General features: G+C 52.4%; 16 protein-coding genes. 12 read left to right on the forward strand and 4 right to left on the reverse strand.

Features of this window, described 5'->3' with window-relative positions:
• Positions 1-25 precede the first annotated feature (25 nt).
• Both CSQ88_RS05920 and CSQ88_RS05925 read left to right on the forward strand, forming a co-directional pair.
• Entirely contained in the window at positions 26-2,263 is a 2,238-nt protein-coding gene (locus CSQ88_RS05920) for an alkaline phosphatase (protein ID WP_218963006.1), read from the forward strand.
• Between the two features lie 565 nt (positions 2,264-2,828).
• Positions 2,829-3,260, forward strand: a complete 432-nt coding sequence (locus tag CSQ88_RS05925) for a cytochrome c (protein WP_143449429.1) — start codon at positions 2,829-2,831, stop codon at positions 3,258-3,260.
• A gap of 196 nt (positions 3,261-3,456) precedes the next feature.
• Here the strand turns inward: CSQ88_RS05925 and CSQ88_RS05930 are convergent, their stop codons facing one another.
• A complete protein-coding gene (locus tag CSQ88_RS05930; protein ID WP_099397187.1) occupies positions 3,457-4,587 on the reverse strand; it encodes a GNAT family N-acetyltransferase in 1,131 nt (376 codons plus the stop codon).
• A gap of 305 nt (positions 4,588-4,892) precedes the next feature.
• Between CSQ88_RS05930 and CSQ88_RS05935 the strand changes: the two genes are divergently transcribed.
• The 10 genes from CSQ88_RS05935 to nagA all read left to right on the forward strand — a co-directional run bounded on the left by CSQ88_RS05935 (position 4,893) and on the right by nagA (position 14,352).
• Positions 4,893-5,945 (forward strand): oxidoreductase, encoded by a 1,053-nt coding sequence (locus tag CSQ88_RS05935; RefSeq protein ID WP_099397188.1) that lies wholly within the window; start codon positions 4,893-4,895, stop codon positions 5,943-5,945.
• Complete coding sequence (locus CSQ88_RS05940; RefSeq protein ID WP_099397189.1) at positions 5,938-6,402, forward strand: CreA family protein; 465 nt, start codon at positions 5,938-5,940, stop codon at positions 6,400-6,402. The genes CSQ88_RS05935 and CSQ88_RS05940 overlap by 8 nt, the downstream gene beginning before the upstream one ends.
• Before the next feature lie 461 nt (positions 6,403-6,863).
• Positions 6,864-7,646, forward strand: coding sequence for a transcriptional repressor AgaR (gene agaR, locus CSQ88_RS05945; RefSeq protein ID WP_099397190.1), 783 nt, complete (start codon positions 6,864-6,866; stop codon positions 7,644-7,646).
• Positions 7,647-7,670: 24 nt separating this feature from the next.
• Positions 7,671-8,954 carry a D-tagatose-bisphosphate aldolase, class II, non-catalytic subunit gene (locus tag CSQ88_RS05950; RefSeq protein WP_099397191.1) on the forward strand — a complete coding sequence of 428 codons (1,284 nt, stop codon included), beginning with the start codon at positions 7,671-7,673 and terminating at the stop codon, positions 8,952-8,954.
• Positions 8,951-10,111 carry an SIS domain-containing protein gene (locus tag CSQ88_RS05955; protein ID WP_099397192.1) on the forward strand — a complete coding sequence of 387 codons (1,161 nt, stop codon included), beginning with the start codon at positions 8,951-8,953 and terminating at the stop codon, positions 10,109-10,111. Before CSQ88_RS05950 ends, CSQ88_RS05955 begins: the two co-directional genes overlap by 4 nt.
• Before the next feature lie 400 nt (positions 10,112-10,511).
• Entirely contained in the window at positions 10,512-10,991 is a 480-nt protein-coding gene (gene agaV / locus CSQ88_RS05960; RefSeq protein WP_099397193.1) for a PTS N-acetylgalactosamine transporter subunit IIB, read from the forward strand.
• 11 nt (positions 10,992-11,002) lie between these two features.
• Positions 11,003-11,770, forward strand: coding sequence for a PTS N-acetylgalactosamine transporter subunit IIC (agaW, locus tag CSQ88_RS05965; protein ID WP_099397194.1), 768 nt, complete (start codon positions 11,003-11,005; stop codon positions 11,768-11,770).
• Complete coding sequence (locus tag CSQ88_RS05970) at positions 11,760-12,653, forward strand: PTS system mannose/fructose/sorbose family transporter subunit IID (RefSeq protein ID WP_099397195.1); 894 nt, start codon at positions 11,760-11,762, stop codon at positions 12,651-12,653. Before agaW ends, CSQ88_RS05970 begins: the two co-directional genes overlap by 11 nt.
• Positions 12,654-12,707: 54 nt before the next feature.
• Positions 12,708-13,139 (forward strand): PTS galactosamine/N-acetylgalactosamine transporter subunit IIA, encoded by a 432-nt coding sequence (gene agaF / locus CSQ88_RS05975; protein ID WP_099397196.1) that lies wholly within the window; start codon positions 12,708-12,710, stop codon positions 13,137-13,139.
• On the forward strand, positions 13,129-14,352 hold the full coding sequence (gene nagA, locus CSQ88_RS05980) for an N-acetylglucosamine-6-phosphate deacetylase (protein WP_099397197.1): 1,224 nt from the start codon (positions 13,129-13,131) through the stop codon (positions 14,350-14,352). Before agaF ends, nagA begins: the two co-directional genes overlap by 11 nt.
• 434 nt (positions 14,353-14,786) lie before the next feature.
• On the opposite strand, the gene CSQ88_RS05990 is transcribed toward nagA, so the two are convergent.
• From CSQ88_RS05990 to bamC, 3 genes are all read right to left on the reverse strand, one after another.
• Positions 14,787-15,767, reverse strand: coding sequence for a serine/threonine protein kinase (locus CSQ88_RS05990; protein WP_099397199.1), 981 nt, complete (start codon positions 15,765-15,767; stop codon positions 14,787-14,789).
• Between the two features lie 441 nt (positions 15,768-16,208).
• Positions 16,209-16,424, reverse strand: coding sequence for a Lar family restriction alleviation protein (locus tag CSQ88_RS05995; protein ID WP_099397200.1), 216 nt, complete (start codon positions 16,422-16,424; stop codon positions 16,209-16,211).
• Between the two features lie 72 nt (positions 16,425-16,496).
• Positions 16,497-17,636, reverse strand: a complete 1,140-nt coding sequence (bamC, locus tag CSQ88_RS06000) for an outer membrane protein assembly factor BamC (protein ID WP_180273548.1) — start codon at positions 17,634-17,636, stop codon at positions 16,497-16,499.
• Between the last annotated feature and the right edge of the window lie 20 nt (positions 17,637-17,656).

A 17,656-nucleotide genomic window follows, 5' to 3' on the forward strand; every position in this document is an offset into this window, starting at 1 on the left:
CACCTTACTCTTTTGGATGCGCAGCATGAATCGTCGTCAGTTTTTAAAGTGGACCGGCTTTGTTACTGTTTCAACTGTAGGCCCTGCGTTGCTCGTGGGTTGTAATAGCAGCGATGATGATGCTGCCTTGCCACTGACTCCTTCCCTTCCTTGTAAATTTCCGCAAAGTATTGCTTCGGGCGATCCGGCTGCTAATAGCATTATGCTGTGGACCCGCGTTGTGCCAGCCGATGCGGATGATGTGGTGTCTGCCAGGGCTGCAGATATTGCGGTGCGCCTTGTGATCAGCAGTAGCGATCAGTCGGCGCTTTTGGGTAGCAATAAACCACTGGCAGGTACGATAGTGCATGAGGTTGCGCTGAGCGCAAAAGCCGATTGGGATCACACGATTCGCCACAAAGTTGAGGGTTTAAAACCAGCAACGACCTATTTCTACCAGTTTATTGCAGGCAGCAGCATCAGCCGTGTAGGGCGCTTTAAAACGGCTCCTGCGGTGGATGCCGATGTCAACAAGCTGCGCTTTGCTTACTTATCCTGCCAGGACTGGAGTATTAATCACTGGGCGGGCTTTACTTCTCTGGCAAGTGAAGAGCTGGATTTTGTAGTGCATTTGGGTGACTACATATACGAAACCGTGGGTGAGGATTTCCAAAAGGGCGCCGTAGAGGCCGCTCACACCGCCATCAAACTGCCTGATGGCCCGTTCAAAAATGGCAAAGACGGCGCACGTTTTGCCAATACCACTGCTGACTATCGCACGCTTTATAAGCAATATCGCTCAGATGCCCGCTTGCAGGCGGTACATGAGCGCTTTGCAATGATCGCCATTTGGGATGATCACGAATTCTCGGATGATTGCTGGGGCGATTCCACCACTTACGATAATGGCAGCTTCGATGCCAAAACCGGCAAGGCCGATAATAAGCACGAAACCGAGCGCCGCCGCAGCGCCAATCAGGCATGGTTTGAATTTATGCCTGCCGATGTGAAGTTTGATATCACCGATAAAGGCTTCCAGAACATCCGCCTTTACCGTGATTTCCGCTTCGGTAAATTGCTGCATCTGGTGATGACAGATCAGCGCTTGTACCGTGCCGACCATGTGATTCCTGAAGCCGCTGCTGGCAGCTCAATTGGTTCGCGCTATATGGTGCCAACCGCTGTACTGGCAGGCGCTGAGGCGCAAAAAATAGCCGCAGCCAAGCCATCGGGTGATGAGCTGGCCCTGGTATCTATTCTCGGTAAAACCCAGCGTGATTGGTGGCAAAACACCATGAAGGCTTCAACCGCCACCTGGAAGCTGTGGGGCAATGAAGTATCGCTGCTTAAAATGTGTGTAAACGGCAAATCACTCACGGCCGCGCCTAAAGATTTCCAGACAGAAATCATCCTGAACGCCGATCAGTGGGATGGCTACAACGCCGAGCGCAAAGCGTTGATGCAGTTTTTGAGTAGTAATCAAATCAAAAACGTGGTGGCCATTACGGGCGATATTCATTCTTTCTATGCCGGGCAAGTGTATGACGATTACGCCAGCGGCAAGCCAGTGATGATCGATTTGGTTACCGCAGGCATCAGCAGCGATTCTTTCTACAGCTACTTTGTAAAAGCAGTCAGCGACAAGAGCTTTGCCGCGGTGCAGCCGCTCGTGTTTACTTCGGAAGCCGCAGCAGAAGGGATCGCCATTCAAATGATATCGGCAGGCGTGGCCATGCAAGCGGGGCTTACAGATTTAAGCAATACCGCTGCAATTGCCGCAGCAGTGAAGGGCGCAATTGCGGCGGGTAAATTGCCAGCGGCAGCGGTGACCCCTGCGGTAGGCCTGTCGGCGACGGCTGTGAATACCTTTAACGAAACGCTGGCCGGGAATATGGGTACGGTAATTGGCGGGCAAATTGCAGCCCTGGCCGCAGCAGGGCGCTCGGTGGCGGCGCAAACGCTGTACGGCATGATTGCCCAGCAGCTGGCCAGCGCAATGGGAATCACCACGGCGCAAGTACCTGCCACCGAAGTGGTGAAGCGCCTCAATCCATTTGCTAATCAAGCGGCGGGCACACCTCCTGCGGTAAATAATCCTTGGATTAAATACGCTGATACTGATGCACAGGGCTACACGGTGCTTGAGTTAACGGCTGATGGCTTGAAGGCAGAGTTCAGAAAAATCAGCCGCTTAGAAGGCAGCGTTGCCCCACAAAAAGCCGTAAGCAGTGTTAAAAGGATTACGGTAAAAGCGGGGAGCCTGGATTTAACCTTTACGGATTAATAGCGACTTTTCCAGCATCGCATCATTTCTGGGCGGGCGAAGCTCTATGCGAGTAAAGCAATTTGTTTTTTTAGAAAACAGCGAAAAAACATAATAGGCACGCTCTTCGCATAGGGCTTTTTAAAGTCCCCTTGAAACACGCCGTAGCGAGGAACAAGCGGGGCGGGGTTTCGGCCAGGGAGCGAGGCAGCGAGCCAATCCCGCCTGCCGCCGACTCGATTGTCCGCAGTGCAGGGGCCTTCGTGTTTCGTGGGGCGGCCTTCTTTGGCTTCGTTTCTTGGCCGTTCAAGAAAGGAAGGCCCCCGCGGTGGCTACCGCTCCAAAATCAACGTGCCGAAGGCACTATTTTTTTGATTTTGGAGAGTGCGCATGGGGTGAAGCCCTCCGAACCTTAGGTATGAAAAGCGACATTTGGTATTTCATCCGAACAAGATGATTCAATGTATGAAAATAATTATCCTGGGTAATCACCTGCTTTGAAGCCATCTTCAATCAGTAATGCGTATTTTGAGCCGGGAAAAGGGGAGTATCATGCTCCCCTTTTGCTCTTGACGATTTGGCTGCTATGCAACGATTTACACTTGTTTTACTCACATTGCTGGCTTTAACCGCTTGCCAGCGCAGTGATCCTAATTCCCCAACTTCCCTTAGAAAAGCCACTTTTAAAGAAATGCTTAAATCGCGCGAGGCGATTAATGCCATGCTGACAGGGGCGAAGCCTTATAAAGCCGATAGCGTGTTGCAAGAAGCAATTAAGCTGCAAGAAAAATCGACCAAGCCTTGGGCTTATTTTGCTGAATTCGCAGTAAACAATCAGTCTGATGCCAAGCAAAAATCTGATTCTGCAGACTTTCATGCTGCAGCAGACAATATGCAGCAGCAGAGCAGCGCTTTAAAAGCGGCGGCGCAAGCCGGACAAGAAGACCGTATCCGTGCGTCTTACAAGGCAGTAGAAGACGCTTGTATCCGCTGTCATCAGCAGTTCAGGCCTGGCTAGTTGTAAAATTCGGAGCCTTAGCTGGCTCTGAATGCATAAATCAGGCAGGGGCTGTGTATTACTGATTTATTGCGCGATGGATTACTGCGCTTGCTTGATCAGGCTAAATGGGCGGGCAGTGGTTTGTCGTTGAGGTGAGGGCGGAGTAAAACTCCATGCGATCAACTTAAGCAAACCCCGCCGGAGTGGCGCTTCCTTAGCTTGATTTAAATGGCTTATGCTGTTCCAACTCGCTTTGCCAGCTGGCCACAGCCTCTCGTTCCCTGTTTAAATGCTGATCGATGGCATCACTAAAGCCGGGGTGGGCCAGCCAGTGGGCGGATTGGGTGGCGACGGGGACGAAGCCTCTTGCCAGTTTATGTGCGCCCTGTGCTCCGCCTTCAAAAGCATCTAATCCTTCTTCTAATGCAAACTCGATTCCCTGATAAAAACACAGCTCAAAATGCAGATTGGCCACATAGCCCGCAGGCCCCCAAGCTGCGCCCCAATAGCGGCCATAGAGGCGATCTGGGCCGATGATATTGAGCGCTGCGGCAATGGGTTGGCCATCTTGATAAGCCAGCACAAGCAGGCAGGATTGCGGCATGGCGCTGGCGATTTGTAAAAAAAACGCCAGGCTTAAATAGGGTGTGGAGCGGTGCTCCAGATAGGTATTGCTGTAGCAGCGGTAAAAAAACACCCAATCGGCCTCGCTGATCCCGCTGCCGCGCTTACGAATGATGTTCACCCCCGCATCACTGACCTTACGCCGTTCCTGGCGTAACTTTTTGCGCTTATCCCGGGTGAGCGCGTCGCTAAAATCGGCGTAATCACGCCAATCTCCACGCAGCCAATGAAACTGCACATCATGACGGGCAAGCAGGCGGGCACTTTGTGCAATGGAAAGCTCAGCCTCCTGCGGGAATAAAAGATGAAACGATGAATCGCCTGATTCTTGTGCAATTGCTACGGCAGCGGCCAGTAAGTGTTTTCGGGTGGCGTCTGTTTTAGCCAGTAATCTTGGCCCGGTAACCGGTGTAAAGGGAATCGCGCTGATTAACTTGGGATAGTAATCCAGACCATGGCGCTGGTAAGCATCTGCCCATGCCCAGTCAAACACATACTCACCGTAGGAATGCGTCTTTCGATAGAGCGGCATGGCGCCGGTTAACTGCTGATCAGCATCTCTGATCGCTATATGGCATGGCGTCCAGCCGCTGTGCTTGCCCACAGCCCCGGTGTTTTCAAGTGCAGCAAGGTAGGCGTGGCGTATAAAAGGCTGAGTGCCTGCCAGTGCATCCCAATCTGCTGCGGCAATGTCATCGATATGTGAGTGAAGGCTGATCATGCGTTTCCATTAGGTTGGTGGCTTGCTGGGCGTAGATAATTGTTTACTACTCCTTATACTTGAAGTCAGCTGATTGTGTCTCTTACTCTCCGGCACGATTTTTGAGTGCAGAGGGTAGGTGCTTACTTGGGGGCAATATGAATTAAAGTACGTGGATTTTCTCCGCACTGCGATATTTACTCATCGGTTTGAATCAGCGTTATTGTCATATAAACAATATGCATATTGCTCTGTTGCCGTGAAAGATTGCGTTTATATTTTGTATTCCTAGGGTAAGCTCTGCTATCGGTTTGGAGGTAAACAAGATGCAAAAGAATTTAGCAGTCGGTTTGGTGGGCTTTGGTTATGCAGGGCAAACGTTTCATGCTCCCTTGATTGCGGCCACGGCAGGCCTGGATTTACGCTTTGTGGCGTCGAGTCAGCCTCAGTTAGTGACAGATCGATATCCAGAAGCCACTGTGCTGCCTAATCCCATGGCGCTGATTAATGATCCTTTGGTTGATCTGGTGGTGCTGGCTACGCCCAATGCCAGCCATTACCCGCTGGCCTGCGAGGCTTTGGATGCGGGTAAGCATGTGGTGGTGGATAAACCATTTACATTAACGCTGGCGCAGGCAAAAGAGCTGGCGCTGCGTGCGCAAGCTTCAGGCAAAGTCTTGTCTGTTTTTCATAATCGCCGCTGGGACTCCGATTTCCTGGGTTTAAAGGCGCTGCTGGCCAGTGGCCGCCTTGGCGAGATTGCGCAGTTTGAAAGCCAGTTTGATCGCTACCGCCCGCAAACCAGAGAACGCTGGCGCGAAAGTGCGGAGCCGGGCAGCGGGCTGTGGTTTGATTTGGGCCCGCATTTAATTGACCAGACACTGCAGCTGTTTGGCTTGCCGCAGGCGGTATTTGCCGATTTGCAAATGCGCCGTGCTGGCGCTCAGGCAGTGGACGATTTTCATGTGTTGCTGCGTTATCCAACGATGCGGGTAAAGCTGTCTGCCAGCTGTTTAGTCAGCGGTGGCGCGCCGCGCTATGTATTGCATGGCAGCCTGGCGAGCTTCAGCAAACAGGGCCTGGATGTACAAGAATCTCAGCTAAAAGCAGGGCTATTACCGGATGCCGCAGGCTTTGGCCTCGATCCCGTGCCGGGTTTATTGCACCATAGCGTGAATGATCAAATCCAGAATGAAGAGATTGTCATGCCGCTGGGGCAATATGTGGCTTATTACGCTGCGGTGCGCGATGCGGTGCTGGGCTTAGGGAAAAATCCGGTCACGCCTTTTGAGGGCGTGCAGATTATGCAGCTGCTTGAAGCGGCTCAACAAAGCGCTGAAACAGGTGCTTGGGTGAAAATGGAGAGCTTTAATGGGTAAATGGGCGCTGTGTTTTTTAGGTTTAATGATCAGCGGTATCAGCCTTGCCGAAGAAGTGGGCTCGGTAACAACGGCTTTTAAGCTGATAGGCCGTAATCACCGTGTGCAGGTTGATGCATTTGATGATCCTAAGGTAGCAGGGGTCACTTGCTATATATCACGGGCTAAAACAGGTGGCGTGAAAGGCTCTCTTGGTTTGGCGGAAGATAAAGCAGAGTTTTCGATTGCTTGTCGTCAGACTGCAAAATTAGTGTTTAAAAATCCTTTGGCGAAGCAAGAAGAAGTATTTTCTGAATCGGCCTCTATCTTTTTTAAATCGGTGCAGGTGGTGCGTATGGTGGATGTGAAACGCAATACGCTGATTTACCTGACGTACTCGGATAAATTAATCGACGGCAGCCCGCAAAACAGTGTGACGGCGGTGCCGGCGGGCGATGTGAAAATCCCTGTGAAGTAAAATTCAGTGCTTCACGATTTTTAAGCTTTGAAAATAAATCAATTTAAACGCGGCATGGCCGCGTTTTTTTTGATTTATTTTTGCAAAAAAGCAGCATTTTAACGGGCCAAAACGAAAGTTATTAAAATGTAGTGCTTTCGATTTACTTTCATTGTAAAGGTCTGGTTTATTGGGGCTGGTTTTTTGTTTGCCGCGTAGTATTGTTTCATTTTTGGCGGTTTTGTTATTTTTACTTATTTCTTAAAGGTTTTAAGCCAACCTTTTATTGCTTTGTCATGTATTAATACTACATATCCTTGTTTTTGATTACTATCGACTATCGCTAAAGTCGAAAATTTAGCGATTTTAAGTCGAAAATTAATGCGTTGACACCCTTTGCTTTGTAGGAATAAATTCGAGTCACTTCCTTGTTGTCTTCAGGTTTTTTTACAAGCAGTGAATGAATAAAAGCAGAGGTTGCCATGCCCAGTAACCATATAAAAAACATGCAAAAACGGCATGAAAAAATTGTTGATCTGCTACGCCAGCATGAAAGTTGTAATGTCAGTGTTTTGGCTCAGGAATTAGGCGTTTCTACCGTTACTATCCGGCATGATTTAGATGAATTAGAGCAAAGTGGCTGTATTCGCCGCTCTTATGGCCGCGCCACGCTTTCGCAGAATTTTTCTTTTGAATTGGAATTCAGAGAAAAAGAAAATATCCGCTCAGAATCAAAACAATTAATTGCCCGCAGAGCGGCAGATTTAGTCGAAAACGGCGATTCAATTATTGTGGATTCAGGCTCTACCGTTGCTTTATTAGCCCGCTATATTGCAAGCAATAAAAAAATCACCTTAATGACCAATGCGCTTAATTTAGCCAGCGAATTAGTCGCCGACCCGCGCTTTACCGTGATGATGACGGGCGGCACTTTACGCGCTGATTCTTATTCCCTGTGCGGGCCAGAGGCGGAGCAGGCAGTTCGGTTACATCATTTTAATAAACTATTTATTGGCGCAGATGGCATCGATTTATTGGCTGGCGTGAGCACCACCAATGCGCAGGATGCGCAGCTTAATCGCGCCATGCTGGCTGCTTGCGATCAGATTATTTTATTGTCTGATTCCAGTAAATTTGGCAAACGCAGTTTCTGTGTGATTTGCAAAATGCCGCAGGTCGATATTCTGGTCACAGACAGCGGGATTAGCGATGAATACCGGCAGGCATTAACGCAAATGGGCGTAACCGTGATTGTGGCGGAATAAAGTTTTTTAAAGGAGTAAGCCTTTATGTCTTATTTAATAGAAATGATTGCGCAGCATAAAGCAGGGCAGGCGAATGGCATTTATTCAATTTGCTCTGCCCATCCGCTGGTTTTAGAAGCGGCATTGCAGCAGGGCCTGCAAGACGATAGTTATATTTTAATTGAAGCCACTTCTAACCAGGTGAATCAGTTTGGTGGCTATACCGGTATGAAGCCGGCCGATTTTAAAGACTATGTATTTGCAATTGCCGATAAAGTGGGATTTGCAAAGGCACGCATTATTTTAGGCGGTGATCATTTAGGGCCAAATGCATGGCAAAAAGAGCCAGCCGCTCAGGCCATGGCCAAGGCTGCCGAAATGGTCAGCGCCTATGTATTGGCAGGCTTTCGCAAAATTCATTTGGATTGCTCGATGTCATGCGCCGGGGACCCGGTGCCGCTGAGCGATGCCACAGTGGCCAAACGCGCCGCTGTTTTGTGTCAGGTGGCCGAAGGCGCCTGGCAAACAGCCGGGGGGGAAGCGCCCGTGTATGTGATCGGTACCGAAGTGCCGGTGCCGGGCGGCGCGCAAGAATCGCTGGATGCTGTGGAAGTCACCTCGCCGGAGGCTGCAGCGCAAACGCTGGCCGTGCATCAGCAGGTCTTTGCCGAAGCAGGCTGCGCGGCGGCCTGGCCACGGGTGATTGCCATGGTGGTGCAGCCGGGGGTTGAGTTTGATCATCATAAGGTGGTGCGTTATCAGCGTGATAAGGCCACCGCGTTGAGTAGCTTTATTGCCAAAGAAGCGCTGGTATTTGAGGCGCACTCTACCGATTACCAAACCGGGGCCTCGCTTAGGGAGCTGGTGCAGGATCACTTTGCCATTTTAAAAGTAGGCCCGGGCTTAACGTTTGCCCTGCGTGAGGCGATGTATGCGCTGGATGCGATTGAGCGCGAAGCCATCGGTGAATTTGCTGCCTCGCATTTAAAAGACACGCTCACTCAAGTGATGAAAGAAGAGCCGGATTACTGGCTGGCTTATTACGATCAGGCCGGGCATCAGCAGTACCTGGATCGCAATTACAGCTTGTCTGACCGGATTCGCTACTACTGGCCGCATCCTGAAGTGAGCGCGGCAGCGGCAAAACTCTTTGATAATTTACGCCGCCAGCCGCCGCTGCCTACCTTAATCAGCCAATACCTGCCTGAGCAGGCCAAAAAAATCAGCGCGGGTTTATTGCCTGCCGAGCCTGAAGCATGGGTGGTCGATAAGATCATGGAAGTTACCCAGCTCTATGCCCGTGCTTGCGGGATGGAGGCACAATCATGAACTACCTCAACTATGAGCAAAGCGTGCTCGCCGACCGTGGTGCTGTGCATACCGCCCGTGAAATCAGCCAGCAGCCCAGGCTTTGGCGCGAGCTGATGGCAGGGCTGATCCAGGACAAATTAGCGTGGAAGGCATGGATGCTGGATGTGCTGTCCACGCCTAATTTACGGATTATCCTTTGCGGCGCGGGCACGTCGGCCTTTGCGGGGCGCACTTTAGAGCCATGGCTGCGGGCTTCTTTTGGCCTTGCCGCCGAGGCGATTTCGACTACCGATATTGTCAGCCAGCCGCTTGCTTATCTGGACCCATCGCGCCCCACCCTGATGGTGTCTTTTGCCCGCTCAGGCAATAGCCCGGAAAGCGTGGCTGCGGTCAATCTGGCTAATCAGCTGTTGCCTTACTGCCGTCATTTAGTGCTGACGTGTAATCCTGAAGGCGAGCTGGCGAAATACAGCCAGGACAATTCCCATGCCTATTGTGTGCTGATGCCTGCAGGTTCAGACGATCAAAGCTTTGCCATGACCTCTAGCTTCAGCTGCATGTTTGTGGCTGCGGCCATGATGCTGACGCCGGGCATTTTATTAAGCCGTGCCAAAGAGCAAATCGAAACCGTGGCGGCCTTTTGCGAATCGCAGCTGGAGGGCTGGGCCTCACAAGCCAAAGCGCTGGCAGGCAAGGGCTTTAAACGTGTGATTTATCTGGGCAGTGGCGAAATGGCAGGGCTGGCAGAAGAAGCCGCTTTAAAAATGCTGGAGCTGAGCGCAGGGCAAATAGCCACACGTTTTGATTCCACCCTGGGGGTGCGTCACGGCCCCAAATTTATGATCGACAGCCAAAGCTGCGTGGTGATGTTTATGGCTGCGGCGGATTCTTATACCCGCCGCTACGACGATGATTTTCAGGCAGAAGTAATCGCTAATGGCATTGCTCAGCAGGTCGTCGCCTTAGGCCCAAAAAGCGCCGCCAGCCTGCCCCTGACTGAAGTCACCATTCCATGCCTGGATGATCTGTATTTATCACTGCCTTATCTGCTGTTTGCCCAGCTCTTTGCTTTTGAATGTTCTTTAGCACTGGGCCTGGCACCCGATAACCCCTGCCCAAGCGGCGAAGTAAACCGTGTGGTGCAAGGCGTAAAAATTTATCCCTATCCGGCTTAACTCACTGATGGTATGCCGCGAAAACCTAAATCTTGAGCCACAGAGGACACGGAGTTTCACGGAGGAAACCAAGGTTTAAATTATGTTTTTTTTGAGTTTTTGAATGTTTTTAAGCCTGGTGGTCTCTCGTTTATCTCCACGTGGCATGGGGCTTAAATCTCCCCTTGAAGCCGCGATCCGAGGAATAAGCGGGGCGGGGTAGTCGTCAATTCGTGTTTGAGCGAAGCGAGTTGAATTGACGCCGCCTCGATTATCCGCAGTGAGGGGCCTTCGTGCTGGTCGGGGTTGCCTTCTTTACTCACTTTCTTGGCGAAGCAGAAATCAAAGACTTCGCGGGGATGCCGCACCTAAATCAATGTGCCGAAGGCACTTAAATAATTAAAAAGACAAGGAGCACGTTATGGCTGGGCCAAATATTTTACTTACCCGTATTGATAACCGGCTTGTGCATGGTCAGGTGGGTGTGACCTGGACAGGCAGCCTTGGGGCGAATCTGGTGCTGGTGGCCAATGACGCCGCTGCTGCCGATCCGGTACAGCAAAACTTAATGGATATGGTGGTGAGCGAGGGCGTGCAAACGCGCTATTTCACCCTGCAAAAAACCATTGATGTGATTCATAAAGCGGCGGCGCATCAAAAGATTTTGCTGGTGTGCAAAACCCCGCAGGATGTGCTGACGCTGGTGAAAGGCGGCGTGCCCATTCATGAAGTGAATGTGGGCAATATGCATTTTGCCGAAGGGAAGCGCCAAATTCATAAAACAGTGTCGGTGGACGATGCCGATGTGCAAGCTTTTCGCGAGCTGGCTGCCCTGAAGGTGGTTTGCGAAATACGCCGGGTGCCTGATGAATCGGGCGATCTTGTTTCTAAACTGCTGTAAGGATTGAAATCATGCTATTTGAAGCCTTATTGATTGCGCTGTTGGCGGGTGTGGCGGGGGTCGATTTATTTGACGGCCTGACGCATATGCACCGGCCCGTGGTGATTGGCCCTTTGGTTGGGCTGATTTTAGGTGATGTGCAAACCGGCTTGCTGGTGGGCGGTACTTTAGAGCTGGTTTGGATGGGCATGGTGCCGCTGGCCGGGGCGCAGCCGCCCAATGTGGTGATTGGCGGGATTATCGGCACGGCTTTTGCCATTTTGACCAAGGCCGAGCCCACGGTAGCGATTGGTGTGGCAGTGCCGTTTTCAATTGCGGTGCAAGGTTGTATTACCGTGCTCTTCACTACGTTTTCGCCGATGATGCACAAATGCGATGAGATGGTGAAGCGGGGCAACTGGCGCGGCATCGAGTGGGTTAATTATCTTGGCATGATCACGCTCTTTGTCTTTTACTTTGTGGTGGCTTTTTTGCCGATTTATTTTGGGGCAGAAGCGGCGGGTGCCGTGGTGCAAAAAGCACCGAAATGGGTGTTGGATGGCCTGAGCGTAGCGGGTGGCATGATGCCGGCGATTGGTTTTGCGCTGCTGATGAAAATCATGCTGAAAACCAATTACATCGCTTATTTCATTATGGGTTTTGTGGCGGTGACGTATCTGAAGCTGCCCATTCTGGCGGTGGCACTGGGCGCTTTAGCGATTGCAATGGCCGATTACTTTAATCAAAACCGCGCACAGCCTCAGGCTGCCCGCAATGTGGAGGTGGAAGATGGGATTTAATGATACTGAAGCCGCAAATGCGGCCAAAGCCGAGCTGCGTATGCAGCAGGCCCTCGCCACCAGCCATGTTGAGCGCGATGATTATATCGATACCACGCCCGCTGAGCCGCTTACTAAAAAAGACATTAATCGCATGGCCTGGCGCTCTTTAGCCCTGCAAGCCTCATTTAATTACGAGCGGATGCAGGCGGGGGGCTGGTTGTATACGATTTTGCCGGCACTGCGCAAAATCCATAAAAACCCGGAAGACTTAAAAAATTCCGCGCAGATGCATATGGAATTTATTAACGTCCACCCCTTTGATGTGACTTTTCTATCCGGCCTTGTGCTGGCAATGGAGCAGAGCAAGGAAAAAATCTCCACCATACGTGCTGTAAAAGTGGCGCTGATGGGGCCTTTGGGCGGGATTGGCGACGCGATGTTCTGGCTGACCTGGCTGCCAATTTGTGCGGGGATTGGTGCTGCGCTGGCGCTGGAAGGCAGCTTGTTCGGGCCGGTCGTGTTTCTGCTGCTCTTTAACGCATTGCACTTTGGCCTGCGCTTTGGTCTGGCGCATTATGGCTACAGGGCGGGGCTGGGGGCGATCAGTGCTTTAAAAGCCAATACCAGAAAAATATCGCATGCCGCATCGATTGTGGGGATGACGGTGATTGGTGCGCTGGTGGCGTCTTATGTCAGGCTGTCTACGCCGCTGGAAATTCATGCGGGTAAAGCCAAAATTGCGCTGCAGGCCGATGTGCTCGATAAGCTGATGCCTAATCTCTTGCCGCTGGCATTCACCTTTTTGATGTTTGCCCTGATGAAAAAAGGCTATTCACCCGTGAAGCTGATCGGTGTAACGGTGTTGTTTGGTCTGGCTGGAAAATTATTAGGTTTCTTGTAATCACACGCTGCAGCGCGTGTTTTGGCAGGCGCTGTAGCTTTAAAGGATTAGAAAATGATTGCCTTAATTCTGACAGGTCATGGCCGCATTGCCAGCGGTACTTATGAAGCGATTGTGCAGGTGTTTGGTGAGCAGGCGCAGCTGATTGCGGTGGACTTCCCTGAAGGCAACAGCACGGCGGTGCTCGATGCTTCTTTAAGGCAGGCGCTTGCCGCCGTGGATCAGGGCGCGGGTGTGGTGTTTGTCTGCGATTTATTGGGCGGCTCGCCCTTCAGGACGGCGGCGACCATTGCCCAGGAGCGCAGCGATATTGAAGTGGTGGCCGGGCTGAATTTGCAAATGTTTGCCGAGATGCTGTTTGAGCGCGATGTGATCAGCGATTTGGCCGAGTTTCGCCAGCGGCTGGTCGCAGCAGGCAAAAGCGGGGTGGTCAGTCTTGCTGAGCGACTTGCCCGCAAACGGGCGGAGCCTGCCGATGCCTTGTAAACCGCTGCGCCTGCGCGCTGCACGGGTGCTGGCGGAGCAGGGCTGGCTTGATCATGCGGTGGTGGAGATCGACGCCGCAGGTTTGATCACCGCCATCGTGCCTCAGGGCGAATTTGATCTTGATCTGGGGCCAGTCTGGCTGATGCCCGCCCTGATCGACAGCCATGTTCATGGCGCGGCAGGTTTCGACACCATGGATGCCAGCAGCGAGGCGCTGGATCAGATCTCAATGCACTTTGCCCGCTTTGGCGTAGGGGCTTTTTTAGCCACCACCGTAACCGCACCCCTGCCTGCGATTGAAGCAGCGCTGCGCGAGGTAAAAGCCAGCCGCGAGCGGGGCTTGCCGGGGGCCGAGCTGATCGGCAGCTATCTGGAAGGCCCGTATTTCACCGCTAAATGCTGCGGCGCACATCCAATTCAGTGGATGCGCCCTTTAGATATCGCCGAGCTGCAGCACTGGCTGGATATTGCCGGTGATTCATTGCATACCTTAGCGCTTGCGCCTGAATTGGCGGGTTCGGATGAGGCCATCGCCTGGCTGCGCCGTAAGGGCATCCGCGTGCTGATCGGCCATAGCGATGCGAGCTACGATCAAACGCGGCAAGCCTTGCATGCGGGCGCTCAGGGGATTGTGCATTGCTATAACGGCATGCGCGGCCTGCATCACCGCGATCCGGGCGTGGTGGGGGCGGGGCTGACCTCGGTATGTGATATCGAAATGATCGCCGACGGCCACCATGTTCATCCTGCCGCCGTGCAAATTGCTTTGTCTTGCTGCGGCGAAGAGCGCTTGGTGCTAATCACCGACGCCATGCGCGCAACCGGCATGGCCGATGGCTCTTACCAGCTGGGCGAGATGTCAGTGACTATGCAAAACGGCGTGGTGCGTACCGGGGCCGGTGGTTTGGCGGGCAGCACGCTGCATCTGATTGATGCGGTGCGCCACGCGAAAGAATGGCTGGGCCTGCCACTGGAGCGGGCATGGGCACTCGCCAGCCGTAATCCTGCCAGATCATTAGGCTTGAGTGATTTAGGTAGCATTGCCATAGGCAAAAAGGCGAGCTTTACGGTGATTACACCGGAGCTGGACGTGGTAGAGACTTGGGTGAAGGGGGTGAGGATTGCTTGCCAGGCAAAAGTATCTACGCAAGTTGAAATGACAAAGGAATGTACCCGAGAAAGCATATTAAATATGGACTCTTCCGCATCCTAGCCGTACCCCCCCCATGACATTGCGCTGTGGCGGGTTACTGCCGAAGTTGATCCGTGCCTTAATGAGCATCAAGAGCGGCCTGACCCACCCTACTATGACCAAATTGTTTTTTATTAGCAAACAGCGAAAAAGCACAATAACCACGCTCTCTGCATGGGGCTTTAAAGTCCCCTTGAAACACGCCGGAGCGAGGAACAAGCGGGGCGGGGTTTCGGCGAGGATGTTTGAGCGAAGCGAGTCCCGCAGCGGCCGACTCGATTGGACCGCAGCAGGGGCCTTCGTGTTTCGTGGGGTCGCCTTCTTTCGCTTCCTTTCTTGGCGAAGCAAGAAAGGAAGGCCTCGCGGTGGCTAACCGCACCTAAATCAACGTGCCGAAGGCACTATCTTTTTGACTTTGCTTAACGCTCATGGAGCGCATCCACCCCACAAGATTTTTAAACCACCAGCGGTGGCTCATCCATCAAGGCGATTTGTTCGCGTAATTCTAAGATGCGATCTTGCCAGTAGTGCTCGGTATTAAACCAAGGGAAGGCGGCGGGGAAGGCGGGATCGTGCCAGCGGCGGGCTAACCAGCCGGAGTAGTGAATCAGCCGTAACGTGCGCAGTGCTTCAATTAAATGCAGCTCACGCGGGTCGAAATCGCAGAAGTCTTCGTAGCCGATTAGCACATCCACCAATTGGCGGCTCATCTCTTGCCTGTCGCCTGACAGCAGCATCCATAAATCTTGTACGGCGGGTGCGCTGCGGCTGTCGTCAAAGTCTACAAAATGCGGGCCGGCGTCGGTCCACAGCACATTGCCAATATGGCAATCGCCATGCACGCGGAGATTGGCCACATCGCCTGCCCGATCAAAACTGCGGCGCACGCCATCGAGCGCAAGGGCAACGGCGCTTTCCCATGCGGGTTTGAGCGAGACGGGGATAAAGTCGTGGCTAAGCAGAAAATCACGCGGGCCGGAGCCAAAGGTTTCAATATTGAGCGCAGGGCGGTGCACAAAGGGAGTGAGTGCGCCCACGGCATGAATCCGGCCAATAAAGCGCCCCATCCATTCTAAAGTTGACGCCGATTCCAGCTCGGGTGCGCGTCCACCGTGTTTATTAAAGATGGCAAATTGAAAGCCTTCAAAACGATGCAGGCTGCTGCCCTGATGAATAATCGGCGGCACAACCGGCAGCTCACGCTCAAACAGCTCAAGCGTAAAAGCGTGCTCTTCGAGGATGGCTTCACGGCTCCAGCGCTCTGGCCGGTAAAACTTAGCCACCAGCGGCGGGCCATCGTCCTGGCCAACCTGATAAACACGGTTTTCGTAGCTGTTAAGCGCAAGCAGCCTGCCGTCGCAAGGCAGACCAAGGCTGTCGATGGCGTTCATGACGCAATCGGGCGTGAGATTGGCAAATGGAGGGATAGTATTCATGGGGAGATTGTACGGCTAAAGCTGGGGGCGGGGGCAACCCCATGTGCGCTAAGCAAAATCAAAAAGATCTTTTTAGTGCCTTCGGTACGTTGATTTAGGTGCGGGCGTCCCGCCGGACCTTCCTTTCTTGTGTGGCCAAGAAAGGAAGCGAAAGAAGGCCACCCCACGAAACACGAAGGCCCCTGCACTGCGGACAATCGAGTCGGCGGCTGCGGGACTCGCTTCGCTCAAACATCCTCGCCGAAACCCCGCCCCGCTTGTTCCTCGCTCCGGCGTGTTTCAAGGGGATTTTGAAGCCCTGTGCGAAGAGCGTGGTTCCTATGTTTTTTCGCTGTTTGCAAATGACAAACAATTTGGTCAGTGCGTATGGGATGAAACCCGCCGCTTTCGTTATTTAGGTATCAAAGTCGGCGGGCAAGTACCCAAATTGCTCAATCTGCCTTATTTCAGCTTATTCCACAAAGCAATGGCTTCTTTTTTGGTTGTGCCTTGCTGGGAGATGGCGCTGCAATTGCCGTTTTTGCCAAATTTAGAGCATTGTACCCAGCAGCGGTTTGATCCGGCTTTGGTGACTTCAGGCTTGGAGCCGCACTTTGGGCAAGCTTGAGGATCGCCCTCGGCGGTAATGACTTTTGGAACGGGTCTTGAATTAAGCATGGCGGGTGTTGCCTTAAGGTAAAGAAAAATGCCCGCAAGCAGCGGGCATTGGTTGAGCGGTGCTGCGGGGGCTTACTTCAATTCATTCAGTAAAGCAGAAAGAATCTTGCCGTTATCATCGCTCTTGTTTTTAGAAGTCACAGTCAGCTTAGTTTGCTTCAGGCCTTCTGTTAAGTGGATTTCATACTCGCTGGCTTGTTTTTGTTCCGGAGTGGCGTCTTTCTTCCAGAAGGCCAGTTTGCTGAAGATGCTGCTATTGTCTTCACCGGCGATATCAGTATCCGCACGGCGGATCATATAAACGCCCTTGCTGCGGTCGCGGTCGTAAACCACATAACCTGAGCGATCCAGCGCCAGGCCAACACGCCGCCATGCACGGTCAAAGTTATCCGCAATCGACAAGGCCTTGCCATTTTCAATCAGGCTGGCCGCTGCAGGTGCCTGATAAGGCTTGGCAACCACGGCTTTTGCTGTTTCCTGATCAAGGCCAAAGCGCTGCAGTAAGAGGGACAGCATTTCAACTTCCATCTCAGGATCAGGTTTTTTAGGTGTCCAGATGGTTTTGGTGTTGTCGCTGTTTTTGCTGAGTGTGGCAGCGGAGTCGCTGCTGCCATCTTTGCTGTACACCTCCACCATCCCGCGATGAGAGATGTAGATTTCGCTGGTGCCAGGCTCACTGCCGCGCTCTACGCGGGTACGGTAGCGATCGAGCTCACCCGTCGACAAAATACGGTCGGAGATTTTGGAAAGCATCCGTGATACCAAGTCTTTAGGCAGCTTGGCACGGTTTTCCAGCCAGTCTGTTTCCATAATGCCGATGGCCGGGTTATCCAGTGTCAGCAAAAAGCCGTTATCCAGCCAGAATTCGTGGATTTCGGGCCAGAGCTTTTCAGGGTCGCCCTTCACGACTAACCAGCGCTGATTGCCAGCCTGAACGATTCTGGCGCGGCTGCCTGCTTCTAAAACAGCCTGTGCCGGATTAGCCGCAGCAGCAGCAGGTGCCACACTGCTTAATACGGTGTTTTGCTGCACATTAAAGTGGTTGTTGCTTGCTGGTGCGGTTAATTCTGGCGGCAGTTCAAGATTGTTTTTACCAATGTTGTCACTCCCGCTGCGGTAATCCACTTTCTTTTGCAGCAAAAGCTGATCCGTAGTGCAGCCTGCCATGGCAATGCACAGGCTCATGACGAGGAGTTGTGAGGATTTTTTCATCTGGAGCATTATTGGCATCT

Source organism: Iodobacter sp. BJB302 (genome assembly GCF_002735645.1).
Lineage (GTDB): Bacteria > Pseudomonadota > Gammaproteobacteria > Burkholderiales > Chitinibacteraceae > Iodobacter.

What these genes read in the sequence shown, in the direction of transcription:
- CSQ88_RS05920 (WP_218963006.1), top strand. Translation starts at nt 26, where the DNA reads ATGAATCGTCGTCAGTTTTTAAAGTGGACCGGCTTTGTTACTGTTTCA.
- CSQ88_RS05925 (WP_143449429.1), top strand. Translation starts at nt 2,829, where the DNA reads ATGCAACGATTTACACTTGTTTTACTCACATTGCTGGCTTTAACCGCT.
- CSQ88_RS05930 (WP_099397187.1), bottom strand. Translation starts at nt 4,587, where the DNA reads ATGATCAGCCTTCACTCACATATCGATGACATTGCCGCAGCAGATTGG.
- CSQ88_RS05935 (WP_099397188.1), top strand. Translation starts at nt 4,893, where the DNA reads ATGCAAAAGAATTTAGCAGTCGGTTTGGTGGGCTTTGGTTATGCAGGG.
- CSQ88_RS05940 (WP_099397189.1), top strand. Translation starts at nt 5,938, where the DNA reads ATGGGTAAATGGGCGCTGTGTTTTTTAGGTTTAATGATCAGCGGTATC.
- agaR (WP_099397190.1), top strand. Translation starts at nt 6,864, where the DNA reads ATGCCCAGTAACCATATAAAAAACATGCAAAAACGGCATGAAAAAATT.
- CSQ88_RS05950 (WP_099397191.1), top strand. Translation starts at nt 7,671, where the DNA reads ATGTCTTATTTAATAGAAATGATTGCGCAGCATAAAGCAGGGCAGGCG.
- CSQ88_RS05955 (WP_099397192.1), top strand. Translation starts at nt 8,951, where the DNA reads ATGAACTACCTCAACTATGAGCAAAGCGTGCTCGCCGACCGTGGTGCT.
- agaV (WP_099397193.1), top strand. Translation starts at nt 10,512, where the DNA reads ATGGCTGGGCCAAATATTTTACTTACCCGTATTGATAACCGGCTTGTG.
- agaW (WP_099397194.1), top strand. Translation starts at nt 11,003, where the DNA reads ATGCTATTTGAAGCCTTATTGATTGCGCTGTTGGCGGGTGTGGCGGGG.
- CSQ88_RS05970 (WP_099397195.1), top strand. Translation starts at nt 11,760, where the DNA reads ATGGGATTTAATGATACTGAAGCCGCAAATGCGGCCAAAGCCGAGCTG.
- agaF (WP_099397196.1), top strand. Translation starts at nt 12,708, where the DNA reads ATGATTGCCTTAATTCTGACAGGTCATGGCCGCATTGCCAGCGGTACT.
- nagA (WP_099397197.1), top strand. Translation starts at nt 13,129, where the DNA reads ATGCCTTGTAAACCGCTGCGCCTGCGCGCTGCACGGGTGCTGGCGGAG.
- CSQ88_RS05990 (WP_099397199.1), bottom strand. Translation starts at nt 15,767, where the DNA reads ATGAATACTATCCCTCCATTTGCCAATCTCACGCCCGATTGCGTCATG.
- CSQ88_RS05995 (WP_099397200.1), bottom strand. Translation starts at nt 16,424, where the DNA reads ATGCTTAATTCAAGACCCGTTCCAAAAGTCATTACCGCCGAGGGCGAT.
- bamC (WP_180273548.1), bottom strand. Translation starts at nt 17,636, where the DNA reads ATGAAAAAATCCTCACAACTCCTCGTCATGAGCCTGTGCATTGCCATG.